Here is a 12,105-nt window from a genome sequence, read left to right on the forward strand (position 1 = left end):
CTAGGAGGATCCCCGATGAGTAAACTGGTGGTCTGCGACCATCCCCTGATTCAACACAAGCTGACTTTTATCCGCGACAAACATACCAATACGAAGGACTTTCGTGAATTGGTCGACGAAGTGGCCACGCTGATGGCCTATGAAATTACACGTGATCTGCCGCTGGAAGAGATTCACGTGGAGACCCCTGTGGCGACTGCCACCTCCAAGGTCATCTCTGGCCGCATGATCGGGCTGGTTCCGATTCTGCGTGCAGGTCTGGGGATGGTAGAGGGTATTCTGAAGCTGATTCCGTCTGCCAAGGTAGGCCATATCGGCTTGTTCCGCAACCCCGAAACCCTCGATGCTGTTGAGTATTACATCAACTTGCCGACAGATGCCAAGGACCGCATGTTGATTGTTATTGATCCGATGCTTGCTACAGGCAATACCGCGATCAAAGCGATCGAATCCCTGAAGAATCATAACTGCACCCAGATTCGCCTGATGTGCCTGATTGCTTCACCAGAGGGTGTGCGGGCTGTGCAAGAGGCCCATCCGGATGTAGAGATTCACGTGGCTGCCGTAGATGAGAAGCTCGATGAACACGGCTATATCGTGCCGGGTCTGGGCGATGCGGGCGACCGTATCTTCGGAACGAAGTAATAAGTTGTGGCATAAGAGCGAGATTCTGGAATAGGAGTGAATCCTGTATGAGCAAACTAAAGGTAATGACGATTTTCGGCGTGCGCCCAGAGGCAATCAAGATGGCTCCGCTCATCCTGGAGCTGCAGCGCCATCCCGATCAGATTGAATCGATCGTGTGCGTTACGGCTCAGCATCGGCGCATGCTGGATCAGGTGCTTGAAGTGTTCGGCATCCAGCCTGACTACGATTTGGATGTGATGAAGGATCGGCAGACGCTGCAGGAGATTACCATCCGCGTGCTGCAGGGTCTGGAGCCTGTGCTGCGGGAAGCGAAGCCGGATATCGTGCTGGTACATGGAGACACGCTGACGACGTTTCTTGCCAGTTATGCAGCGTTCATGCAACAGATTAAGGTTGGACACGTGGAGGCGGGGCTGCGCACCTGGAACAAGCTCTCGCCGTATCCGGAAGAAATGAACCGTCAGTTGACCGGCGTGTTAGCGGATCTGCATTTTTCGCCCACCTCGCTGTCGGGTGACAACCTGCGCAAGGAGAACAAGCGCGAAGAGGATATTTACATCACTGGCAATACGGTCATCGATGTGTTCCGCTACACGGTCAAGGACGATTTCATACACCCTGTACTGGAATGGGCTAAAGGAAAACGTCTGATTCTGATGACAGCTCATCGACGGGAAGCGCAGGGCGAGCCGCATCGCCAGATTTTCCGTGCCGTGAAACGGATTGCCGACGAGTTCGAGGATGTGGCTATTGTCTATCCTGTTCATCTCAGTCCTGCTGTCAAGGAGCCAGCCGAGGAAATTCTCGGCGGTCATCCGCGTATTAAGCTGATCGACCCCATGGATGTGGTGGAGCTGCATAATTTCTATCCGCATACCCACCTGATTCTGACAGATTCCGGCGGTTTGCAGGAGGAGGCGCCATCCTATGGCGTCCCGGTACTGGTGCTTCGGGACACAACCGAGCGTCCAGAGGGCATCGGCGCTGGCACCCTAAGGCTCGTTGGAACCGACGAAGAGGAAGTGTACGCTTCTGCCCGTGAGCTGCTCACGGACGACGAAGCGTACGCGACGATGAGCCAGGCGGCCAATCCGTATGGCGATGGTCAGGCGTCCGAACGTATCGTTCAGGCGATCTTGCATCATTTTGGCTGCTCCTCTGATCGACCCGATCCATTTACCGCACAATCCTGAGGGGGTGTCCCCCCTCGGCTTAGGCCGTGAGCGTGAGCTTTTGGCCTGTCTTTTTACCTCCCGTTAGAGCGCTTGCAACTCGTTTCCGAGCATTCCCACAGTACTTATGCCGTTTTGAAAAACGCAGGGCCTAGGAAAATCATACAGCGTACAGTGGCACTGTATGGTTGTGATAGCTTGAGAATCCAGCATTATCAAGGGTTTTCGGTTTTCCGTTCACTAAATGTTTGAATTTATATTGATTGACAAACCTTGCGTCGCTTCGATAAAATATATGAGGATTGACAGGGGTATGAGCCATGACGAAGAAGAGCAATCAGGATAGTCCATGGCGCGCTGCCGGTATGGTCGGCGCGATGGGAATAGACCTTGCGGTTTGTATATACCTCGGTTATCTCGTTGGTAATTGGCTAGGGTCGATTGTGACAGGCGTGCTAGTTGGACTGGCAGTCGGCATCTACACCTGCATACTCATTCTTAAGCGAGTAGTGGAGGATACCAATGGATAATCTGATGAGAGGTGCAACCCGATCGGCTCTTTTTTTTGTAACTGGTTGTCTGGTCGCCTGGTTTATCGTCCCCGAGGGCAGAACGGTTGCGGCCGGTCTGATTCTTGGAGTACTGGCGAGCTTGATGAATGCGCTTTTGCTAAAACGCCGGATTGACCGGCTGGAGCAGGTCATCAGGGAAGGGCGTCCGCGCCGGGTAGGAATAGGGACGGGAGCAAGGTTTGCCTCAGTGCTGCTAGTCGCGCTGATTGCACTTCGGTTTCCGGACAACTTTAACTTACCAGCAGCCGTACTAGCCAGTTTTTATGTTCAGTTTGCGGTTTTGGTCACAGCGTTCATGCATAATTTGCGCGATTCCAGAGGAAAGGGGTGAAATTACTGCATGCATTTATTTCCCGTCGTAGAGTTTGGCGGCATTGGATTTGACATCTCGTCGATTCTTGCCATCGTGGTATCTTGTATAGTTGTAATGGTGCTCGCAAGAGTCGCAGTGTCCAATCTGTCGGTTCATAATCCATCGAAGGTTCAGAACTTCATGGAGTGGGTCATCGATTTCGTACACAGTACAATTGCCAGTACGATGCCGCTACAAAAAGCCAAGAAGTTTGTTATCCTGGCCACGACGCTGATTGTATTCATCTTCGTTTCCAACTTGCTGGGATTGCCGCTGGGATTCGTAACCGAAGTGGATCACGACCACCATGGTCCGGTAACCTTCATGGGGCAGGAGCTGTTAAGTGCTGAAGAGGTGGACGAAGCGCACGCGAATAATGAACATTTGGCTTTCGCTTGGTTCAAATCACCAACAGCTGACATTGCCGCTACAGCCGGCTTGGCTCTGGTCGTATTTTTCTTAATACATTTCCTTGGTATTACGCAGAACACCAAGCATTACTTCAAGCATTACCTTGAACCATTCCCGGTCATGCTGCCGCTTAACCTGCTGAAGACCATTACGAAGCCAACCACGCTTGCTTTGCGTCTATACGCAAACATCTTTGCTGGTGAGGTGTTGATCGCTACGATCCTCATGCTCGGCTGGATAGGCATTCCGCTTCTGGCGGTTTGGCAAGGCTTCAGTATATTCGTCGGTGCGATTCAGGCTTTCCTGTTCACCATCTTGACATTTGTTTACATTTCTGAATCCATCGTTCATGAAGACCATTAACCACCGTATGAACCTGGTAAACATGCCCTCACCGGGGTGTGTACCGGGAACAATATAAACCAAATTTACACGAACCCCTAAGGAGGATTTTTGAATTATGGAATATTTTGACGCAGCAATCGTAATCGGCTTGGGTGCACTCGCAGCAGGCTTTGGTAACGGTATGATCGTAAGTAAAACAGTTGAAGGTATCGCTCGTCAGCCAGAAGCAAAATCTGCACTCCAAACAACGATGTTTATCGGTGTTGGTATCGTCGAGGTTGTGCCGATTATCGGCGTCGTTCTCGGTTTCCTTATCTTCTTTACCTAAGATAATACTATAAGGATCATTTCCAGGCGGGGAAGGCTTCAGCCTCCACGCCTTCGTTATGATTCGGACGTATCACCCGTCTAGGAAACCATCTGTTCGAAAGGAGTGTCAACTGTGCATTTTGTACCATCAACTACAATTATTATGATTGTTGCTTTTATACTGCTGTATGTGTTTCTTAACAAATATGCTTTTGGACCGCTGTTCGGCATCATGGAGAAGCGCAGAGAGCTGATCCAGGAGCAGATCACAACGGCGGAACAGAGCCGTACAGAGGCTGAGCAATTCCTGGCAGAGCAAAAGGCAGCGCTGGATCAAGCCCGTAAGGATGCTTACGAAATCATCGAGCAATCCAAAACCACCAGCACGAAGCAAGCCAATGAAATTGTAAATACGGCTAAAGCGGAAGCAACCCGTCTGAAAGAAGACGCGGTTAAGGATATCGAGAGCGAGAAGAACAAAGCGATCGCGACCCTGCGTGGCGAAGTGGGCGAATTGTCTGTGAAAATCGCTTCGAAGATTATCGAAAAGCAAGTGGACAGCAAATCTCAGGAGCAGTTGGTTAACCAGTACCTCAAAGAGGTAGGAGGCCGACCATGAGCCGCGAAGCTGTCGTAGCCAAACGATACGCCAAAGCGCTGTTCGAGCTGGCTCAGCAGCAACAAGCTGTTGCAGCGGTCGAAAGCCAGCTCAAGCTGGTCGTAGAGGCTGTGCAAAGCGATGCTGAGATCGGCAAGTTTTTGGCCAGTCCCAATATCGAGAGCGGCAACAAACTGGCACTCTTGAAGCAGGCGCTGGGCAACCATGTGTCCGAGCTGGTTCTGGATGTACTGACACTTCTGATTGCCCGCAGACGTCAAGGTTTGCTGGCTGACGTGTATGAAGCCTATACCCGCGTTGCAGCGGATGAGCTGGGACAAGCGCGTGCGACGGTTTATACGGCGCAAGAGCTGTCCGAGACCGAATTGAAGGCTGTTGAAGCCCAATTCAGCCTGCTGCTAGGCAAGGTAGTACTGGCAGAGCAAGTCGTGCAGCCGACTCTTCTGGGCGGCATTCAGGTACGAATTGGCGACCGCCTCTACGATGGCAGTCTGTCCGGCAAGCTGTCGCGATTGGAAAAATCGTTGAAATTTAAAGCACTGTAGATAGGGGTGAACGAATTGAGTATCAGACCTGATGAAATCAGCACGCTGATTAAACAACAGATCGAACAATATAAAAACGATATCCAAGTCGTTGATGTCGGTACGGTCATCAACGTTGGTGACGGTATCGCCCGCGTACACGGCCTGGAGAATGTAATGGCCGGGGAACTGCTTGAGTTTTCTAATGGCGTTGTAGGTATGGCGCAGAACCTCGAGGAGAACAATGTCGGTGCCATTATCCTTGGACCTTATACAGACATTCGCGAAGGTGACCAGGTTAAGCGTACTGGCCGCATCATGGAAGTGCCTGTAGGCGAAGCCTTGCTGGGCCGCGTAGTCAATGCACTTGGCCAGCCACTCGATGGCAAAGGCGAGATCGTGACGACTGCAACTCGCCCTATTGAGTCTCCTGCACCAGGCGTTATCGATCGTAAGTCGGTACACGAACCAATGCAGACAGGCATCAAGGCAATTGACGCGATGGTACCAATTGGCCGTGGACAACGCGAGCTCATCATTGGTGACCGTCAGACAGGTAAAACTGCTATCGCGATCGACGCGATCATCAACCAAAAAGGCAGCGGCATGAAATGTATCTACGTGGCCATCGGTCAGAAGCAATCGACCGTAGCTAACGTTGTAGAAACCCTGCGTCGCCATGGCGCAATGGACTACACCATCGTCGTTACTGCAGCGGCTTCGGAGCCTTCCCCACTCCTCTTCCTGGCACCTTATGCCGGTTGTGCGATGGGCGAGTACTTCATGTACAAAGGCGAGCATGTTCTCGTTATCTATGATGACTTGACGAAGCAAGCCTCCGCATACCGTGAGCTTTCCTTGCTCCTCCGTCGTCCTCCGGGCCGTGAGGCATATCCGGGTGACGTCTTCTACTTGCACTCCCGTTTGCTGGAGCGCGCAGCCAAGCTGAGCGACGAGATGGGTGGCGGCTCGCTGACGGCTCTGCCGTTCATTGAGACCCAGGCTTCTGACGTTTCGGCATATATTCCAACCAACGTAATCTCAATTACGGATGGACAGATCTTCCTGGAGTCTGACTTGTTCAACTCCGGTCAGCGTCCTGCGGTTAACGTCGGTATCTCGGTATCCCGGGTAGGCGGTTCGGCACAGATCAAAGCGATGAAGAAGGTTGCGGGAACCCTGCGTCTGGACCTCGCAGCATATCGCGAGCTGGCAGCATTCTCCCAGTTCGGCTCCGATCTGGACAAGTCCACCGTTGCTCGTTTGAACCGCGGTGCGCGTACGCTTGAGATCCTCAAGCAAGGCGTTAACCAACCAATGCCGGTTGAGAAGCAGGTTGTTAGTATCTTTGCAGCTGTCAAAGGTCATCTTGACGACATCGCTGTCGATGCGATTCTGCGCTTCGAGAGCGAATTCCACGCTTACCTCGAATCGAATCAGCCGGAAATTCTGACCTCTATCCGCGACACCAAAGAGATTACGTCCGATAACGAGACGGCTCTGGTGGATGCGATCAACAAGTTCAAACGCAGCTTCGCTTAAGCCGCGTTATAGACTATACAGTGTATCCCTCCCCGGCGCTGCCGGAGGGGGCTCCCTATACAAGAACCAACACCAGGCTTAGGAGCGTCGTAATCTGAAGGGCTTGGCCACTCAGACGTCACGGAGTGCTCTATAGCAACAAAGGCGGGTGAAACGATTGGCTAAAGGCATGCGCGATATTAAGCGCCAGATCAAAAGCGTACAGAACATGAAGCAGATCACCAAAGCGATGGAAATGGTGGCTGCTGCCAAACTGAGACGTGCGCAGGAGGCTGCAGAAGCGGCACGCCCTTATGCAGATAAACTGAAAGAAGTGGTTGCCAGCATCGCGGCCGGTACAAAGGATGTTAAGCATCCGATGCTGGAGACGCGTCCGATTAAAAAAGTCGGTTATCTGGTCATCACATCTGACAAAGGTCTGGCGGGCGGCTACAATGCGAACGTTCTTCGCAAAGTGACGCAAACGATTCTGGCGAGACATAAGTCGCAGGATGAATACGAGCTGTTCGTCATTGGACGCAAAGGTCGGGATTACTTCCGCAGACGCAACATGCGTGTGATGGAGGAAATTACCGGTTTGCCGGATATGCCGACATTTGCGGACATCAAGTCGATCGCTTATACGGCGGTCAAAAAGTACGAAGAGGGCGTCTACGACGAATTGAATCTCTTCTACAACCAATTCGTTAATGCGATGTCGCAGGTTCCGACGGAAAAACGCTTGTTGCCGCTTGAGGATGTAGGCGGCGAAGCGACTGTGGCCAGCTACGAATATGAGCCTTCCCCGGAAGGTGTGCTTGAGGTGCTGCTGCCTAAATATGCAGAGACACTGATCTTCAGTGCGCTGCTTGATGGTAAGGCAAGTGAGTTCGGGGCTAAGATGACAGCGATGGGCAGTGCTTCCACGAATGCATCGAAGATGATCTCCGGACTGACGCTGACGTACAACCGTGCGCGTCAGGCATCGATTACGCAAGAAATCTCCGAGATTGTCGCAGGTGCGAACGCGCAATCCTAGGAAACGGATTTAATATAGAAGGAACCAGGAGGGAAAAACATGAAAAAAGGACGCGTTGTATCCGTCATGGGTCCTGTTGTCGACGTGGCATTCGAACGCGGACAATTGCCTGAAATCTTGAATGCCATCAAGATTAAGTATGACGGCGGTGCTGCCGGCAAGGACATCGACTTGACGCTTGAAGTGGCGGTCCACCTTGGCGACAACATGGTCAGAGCGGTTGCGATGAGCTCCACTGACGGACTGGTACGTGGCTCGGAAGTACTCGACACTGGTGCTCCTATCACTGTACCTGTAGGTGCTCCTACTTTGGGTCGTATCTTTAACGTATTGGGCGAGCCAATCGACCAAGCGGGTGAAGCGGTATCGGAGATTAATCTGCCGATCCACCGTCCAGCTCCAGCATTTGACGAATTGTCTACCCAAGCAGAAATTCTTGAGACCGGCATCAAGGTTATCGATCTGCTGGCCCCTTATGCCAAGGGTGGTAAAATCGGTCTGTTCGGCGGTGCGGGTGTAGGTAAAACCGTAACCATTCAGGAACTGATCAACAACATCGCACAGGAGCATGGCGGGATCTCCGTATTCGCTGGCGTAGGTGAGCGTACACGTGAAGGTAACGACTTGTACCATGAGATGAAGGACGCAGGCGTTCTGCCGAAGACCGCGATGGTATTCGGTCAGATGAACGAACCGCCAGGCGCACGTCAACGGGTTGCCTTGACGGGTCTGACCATGGCAGAATACTTCCGTGACTCGGAAGGCCGCGACGTATTGTTGTTCGTCGACAACATTTTCCGCTTCACGCAAGCGGGTTCCGAAGTATCGGCCTTGCTCGGCCGGATGCCATCCGCAGTAGGTTACCAGCCAACGCTGGCAACCGAGATGGGTCAGCTGCAAGAACGGATTACTTCGACCAAAAAAGGTTCCGTTACATCGATCCAGGCGATCTACGTGCCTGCGGATGACTACACGGATCCAGCTCCTGCAACAACGTTTGCCCACTTGGACGCAACGACTAACCTGGAGCGTAAAATTTCCGAGATGGGGATTTTCCCGGCGGTTGACCCGCTGGCATCTTCTTCCCGTATTCTGGCACCTGAAGTTATCGGTCAAGAGCACTACGATGTAGCGCAAGGCGTTAAGCGTCTGCTGCAGCGTTACAAAGAGCTTCAGGATATCATCGCCATCCTCGGTATGGACGAGCTCTCTGAGGAAGATAAAGTAACGGTTTCGCGTGCCCGCAAAATCCAGCGCTTCTTGTCTCAGCCGTTCCACGTTGCTGAGCAGTTCACAGGCATCAAAGGCAAGTATGTGGCTGTACAAGATACAGTTCGCAGCTTCAAAGAGATCCTCGACGGCAAGCATGACGAGCTGCCTGAAGCAGCGTTCATGTATGTAGGCACGATTGAAGAGGCCGTGGAAAAAGCCAAAACGCTGTAAGAGGTAGTTCTGTAAAGCGAAAAGGCAGGGGGATTTCACATGAGTACCTTTCTATTGGAAATCGTAACGCCTGAGCGCAAGGTATATGCCCAGGATGTCAATATGGTGATTGTCCGTGGATTGCAAGGGGAGCTGGGCATCATGCCTGGTCATATCCCGCTCGTCACTCCGCTTCAGATTGGTCCACTACGGATCAAGAAGGGGAATGAAGAGACAGTCATTGCAGTCAATGGCGGATTTGTTGAGGTGCGTAAGGACAAGGTTGTCGTTCTGGCTGAGAGTGCCGAGCTGTCGACCGATATCGATCCTGAGCGGGCCCAAGCAGCTAAGCAACGTGCTGAGCAACGCTTGGCTGGCAAAGGTGATGTCGATCGCAAGCGTGCGGAGCTGTCGCTGCAACGCGCAATCAACCGCCTCGAGGTCAAAAAAGGGTTCTAGACCCCTTACAAAAAAGCAGGCTGCCGCTTCGTGCGGAGAGCCTGCTTTTTTTGTTGAATTTAAGTGATGCCCAAGACCTAAAATACCGACTTTTGTTCGGAATCCGATATATAAATGGAAATGTATGCGTATAAAACATTGAACTTTTGGGTTTTTTACAAATAAATATGGTTTTATAGTCCCAAATGCCTAGTCTTTGTGTTATATTAACGAACATAGAGATAACACAATGTTGAGAGTGGGGATGAATATGTTCGATTGGTTAGGGTTCAAAAAAGGGCTTCCGCTCTGGTGGTCCTACCGATTAAACCGTCACAGTAAAGCTGATGTGGAAAATGTGTTCGAAGGGTTTGCTGATACTCGCAAAAATTTGTTGATCTCCTGGACCGAAGAATATTGGGGGCACTTGGATCGTCTAGGCTATCAGCTAAGAGACAAGCTACATACGGCAGATTCTTCGGCCTTTCTTCAGCAATTAACTACGACCTACACTCGAGCGGCTGACTTTACCGAGATTTTCATCCTAGATCCTGCTGGACGTGTCATCAGCTCCACCTATCGCGATCATATTGGACAAGTTCATGAGCAGGACAGCCCTTTTGCAGGGGGACTGCAATACGCCAGGGAGCAGGGAGGGAGAAACTGTCTATTCGGTCCGTATCCGGATCCTCTGACCAAGACCATCGGTGCGCGATCCTCTGCATTCCATGACAAGATGACCTTGTTGTTTATTCTTCCTCTCGTGGAAGAGGGCATCTGCCGGGGAGCGATCTGCGGACGAGTCCCTAACGATGTGTTGGGCGACCTCATCCAGCGTGAGTCGGGCCACGTCTATCCGGACTCTGGCGATAATTACATCTTTATGGCTAAGCCTCAGTTAAATACGCATATTGTACCGGGTACTGCACTATCCCGAAGCCGTTTCGAAGACCGTACCTTCACGCATGGAGAGAATCTCAAGGACGGAGTAACCACGGACTGGGGCATCGTATCCATTAAGGAACATACCGAGCTGGAAATCATGTTCACGGATCCCGCTACTGGTGAATTGCACCCTGGCGTTGCGAATACGATTAAGAATGGCAGCAATCTGTTCGTGGAATTCCCCGGCTATTCGGATTACCGGCACATTCCAGTGATCGGCAAAGGGGTAACCTTCCAGCTGCCCCATTGCCCTGACCGATGGGGGATGATGTGCGAGGGCGATCTGGAGGAGGTCTACCGTCTGAGGGGAATTGGCTGGCAACAGCTCAAGATGAATCTTATTCACTTGTTCGGCTTAAGTCTCCTAACTGGGTTGTTCGTCTATTTACTGGCCTCCCAGCTCTCTGCTGCATGGCTTGCATTGGCTACAACTGGACTCTTGCTCGTTGCCGGAGGGATCGGAATATCGGTGCTGCAAAAACGCGGGAGCGGCCGCGTTGTCGATCATCTGCAACAGATCAATCGCTTTATTCGGGTCAATGCAGAGGGGCAGGGCGATTTGACCCAGCGCTTGTCGACCAAGGCGTTCGATAACGATGAGATTCGAGAGTTAGCCAAATGGATCAACAACATGATCGACTCCCTTGAAGGAATCATGCTCCAGGTCAAGCTGGCGGCCAGGGATGTGCTCTCCAGTCAGCATGAATTAAACGAGTCCACAGGAACCACGGCGGGCTCGACGGAACGCGTCGGAACCCGTGTCCATGACATGATTCGGAGTCTGCGCCGGCAGCTCAAGGATATCGATCACGCCAAGGACGCAGCCGCTCAGATGCGGGAGACGCTCCGCGTTCTGGAGCATCAAGCCTCGGAGCAGATTGCCGTGGCACAAGGAGAGGTCGTGCGGATTGGCGGCAAGATGCAGCAGATTTCGACCAAGGTCGAGGAGACCAACGGGACGATTCGGGCCTTTATGGATACGACCCAGGAGATCCGCAGCGTTTTGAGTGTAATTGAGCAGATTTCTAATCAGACGCATTTGCTGGCGCTCAATGCATCCATTGAAGCCGCTCGAGTCGGCGAACATGGCCGAGGGTTTGCCGTTGTTGCCTCGGAGATTCGCAAGCTGGCGGATATGACACGGGAGTCAACGGAAGAGGTGCACGAGATTGTGCAAAATATTCATGCCAATGCCCAAAAGGCCTTTTCCTCGATGGAAGAAGGAACACTAGTGGTGAGTGAAGGCACAGCGCTGGTCGCCGCGGCTTCTGAGATGCTGGCAAGCGCCAAGGAAGAGGATCTTCAAAAGAACCAAGTTATTGACGAGGTGGTTCGTCTCATGGAGAAGATTGCAGCTGTCAGCATGGAGAACCGCACGATTTCTACAGAGGTAGAAGGTAAAGTGCAGGAGCTGATCCAGGAGTTCGACGGTGTGAGGCATACTTCGCATCATGTGGAGGCAATCACAGCGTTTCTGCAACAGCTGGTCAGTCAGTTCCAATTAACAGAAGCAAGAAGACGCTAACGTGAAATCGACATCGAATCTTGAATGTAGCTGCCATAACGAAGTATTTATTTTCATGAGCCGGATACACGACGATCCGGCTCATTTTTTTGTTGTTAAAGAAGCTGTGAGTTAGGTTTCTCTTTCGGCGGAGGCTGTAAGTATAGAAAGTTTACTTAGAGACAGCTGGGATGGATCAGGCGTAGGCTGTAAGTACAGAAAGTTTACTTAGAGGTGGCTGGGATGGATCCAACGAAAGTTTCTTGCCTTACAGCCGCCTCAAC

13 protein-coding genes are annotated in these 12,105 nt (G+C 51.9%); all 13 read left to right on the forward strand.

The genetic code is table 11. The features are described 5' to 3' along the window. Positions 1 to 15: 15 nt before the first annotated feature. Positions 16 to 645 carry a uracil phosphoribosyltransferase gene (upp, locus tag F556_RS0123615; protein ID WP_020619472.1) on the forward strand — a complete coding sequence of 210 codons (630 nt, stop codon included), beginning with the start codon at positions 16 to 18 and terminating at the stop codon, positions 643 to 645. A 47-nt stretch (positions 646 to 692) separates the two neighbouring features. Beyond that, entirely contained in the window at positions 693 to 1,841 is a 1,149-nt protein-coding gene (gene wecB / locus F556_RS0123620) for a non-hydrolyzing UDP-N-acetylglucosamine 2-epimerase (protein WP_020619473.1), read from the forward strand. A 299-nt stretch (positions 1,842 to 2,140) separates the two neighbouring features. Beyond that, positions 2,141 to 2,350 carry an AtpZ/AtpI family protein gene (locus tag F556_RS0123625; RefSeq protein WP_020619474.1) on the forward strand — a complete coding sequence of 70 codons (210 nt, stop codon included), beginning with the start codon at positions 2,141 to 2,143 and terminating at the stop codon, positions 2,348 to 2,350. Next, positions 2,343 to 2,723, forward strand: coding sequence for an ATP synthase subunit I (locus F556_RS0123630; RefSeq protein ID WP_020619475.1), 381 nt, complete (start codon positions 2,343 to 2,345; stop codon positions 2,721 to 2,723). The genes F556_RS0123625 and F556_RS0123630 overlap by 8 nt, the downstream gene beginning before the upstream one ends. 9 nt (positions 2,724 to 2,732) lie before the next feature. Then, complete coding sequence (gene atpB / locus F556_RS0123635; protein ID WP_020619476.1) at positions 2,733 to 3,518, forward strand: F0F1 ATP synthase subunit A; 786 nt, start codon at positions 2,733 to 2,735, stop codon at positions 3,516 to 3,518. Positions 3,519 to 3,615: 97 nt separating this feature from the next. Further along, positions 3,616 to 3,828, forward strand: coding sequence for a F0F1 ATP synthase subunit C (gene atpE / locus F556_RS0123640; RefSeq protein WP_020619477.1), 213 nt, complete (start codon positions 3,616 to 3,618; stop codon positions 3,826 to 3,828). A 114-nt stretch (positions 3,829 to 3,942) separates the two neighbouring features. Further along, positions 3,943 to 4,428 (forward strand): F0F1 ATP synthase subunit B, encoded by a 486-nt coding sequence (gene atpF / locus F556_RS0123645; RefSeq protein ID WP_020619478.1) that lies wholly within the window; start codon positions 3,943 to 3,945, stop codon positions 4,426 to 4,428. Then, on the forward strand, positions 4,425 to 4,973 hold the full coding sequence (locus tag F556_RS0123650; protein WP_020619479.1) for a F0F1 ATP synthase subunit delta: 549 nt from the start codon (positions 4,425 to 4,427) through the stop codon (positions 4,971 to 4,973). Before atpF ends, F556_RS0123650 begins: the two co-directional genes overlap by 4 nt. Positions 4,974 to 4,988: 15 nt before the next feature. Beyond that, entirely contained in the window at positions 4,989 to 6,494 is a 1,506-nt protein-coding gene (atpA, locus tag F556_RS0123655) for a F0F1 ATP synthase subunit alpha (RefSeq protein WP_020619480.1), read from the forward strand. 157 nt (positions 6,495 to 6,651) lie between these two features. After that, entirely contained in the window at positions 6,652 to 7,512 is an 861-nt protein-coding gene (gene atpG / locus F556_RS0123660) for an ATP synthase F1 subunit gamma (protein ID WP_020619481.1), read from the forward strand. 39 nt (positions 7,513 to 7,551) lie between these two features. Further along, a complete protein-coding gene (gene atpD / locus F556_RS0123665; protein WP_020619482.1) occupies positions 7,552 to 8,955 on the forward strand; it encodes a F0F1 ATP synthase subunit beta in 1,404 nt (467 codons plus the stop codon). Positions 8,956 to 8,994: 39 nt separating this feature from the next. Continuing rightward, entirely contained in the window at positions 8,995 to 9,393 is a 399-nt protein-coding gene (locus F556_RS0123670; protein ID WP_020619483.1) for a F0F1 ATP synthase subunit epsilon, read from the forward strand. 250 nt (positions 9,394 to 9,643) lie between these two features. Further along, positions 9,644 to 11,842 carry a methyl-accepting chemotaxis protein gene (locus F556_RS0123675; protein WP_026297463.1) on the forward strand — a complete coding sequence of 733 codons (2,199 nt, stop codon included), beginning with the start codon at positions 9,644 to 9,646 and terminating at the stop codon, positions 11,840 to 11,842. Positions 11,843 to 12,105: the final 263 nt, after the last annotated feature.

The organism is Paenibacillus daejeonensis DSM 15491 (genome assembly GCF_000378385.1).
In the GTDB taxonomy this organism is placed as follows: domain Bacteria; phylum Bacillota; class Bacilli; order Paenibacillales; family Paenibacillaceae; genus Paenibacillus_D; species Paenibacillus_D daejeonensis.

Excerpts from the sequence above, each read along its gene's own strand:
- upp (WP_020619472.1), top strand. The coding sequence starts at position 16 with ATGAGTAAACTGGTGGTCTGCGACCATCCCCTGATTCAACACAAGCTG.
- F556_RS0123670 (WP_020619483.1), top strand. The coding sequence starts at position 8,995 with ATGAGTACCTTTCTATTGGAAATCGTAACGCCTGAGCGCAAGGTATAT.
- F556_RS0123675 (WP_026297463.1), top strand. The coding sequence starts at position 9,644 with ATGTTCGATTGGTTAGGGTTCAAAAAAGGGCTTCCGCTCTGGTGGTCC.
- F556_RS0123630 (WP_020619475.1), top strand. The coding sequence starts at position 2,343 with ATGGATAATCTGATGAGAGGTGCAACCCGATCGGCTCTTTTTTTTGTA.
- atpD (WP_020619482.1), top strand. The coding sequence starts at position 7,552 with ATGAAAAAAGGACGCGTTGTATCCGTCATGGGTCCTGTTGTCGACGTG.
- F556_RS0123625 (WP_020619474.1), top strand. The coding sequence starts at position 2,141 with ATGACGAAGAAGAGCAATCAGGATAGTCCATGGCGCGCTGCCGGTATG.
- F556_RS0123650 (WP_020619479.1), top strand. The coding sequence starts at position 4,425 with ATGAGCCGCGAAGCTGTCGTAGCCAAACGATACGCCAAAGCGCTGTTC.
- atpE (WP_020619477.1), top strand. The coding sequence starts at position 3,616 with ATGGAATATTTTGACGCAGCAATCGTAATCGGCTTGGGTGCACTCGCA.
- atpB (WP_020619476.1), top strand. The coding sequence starts at position 2,733 with ATGCATTTATTTCCCGTCGTAGAGTTTGGCGGCATTGGATTTGACATC.
- wecB (WP_020619473.1), top strand. The coding sequence starts at position 693 with ATGAGCAAACTAAAGGTAATGACGATTTTCGGCGTGCGCCCAGAGGCA.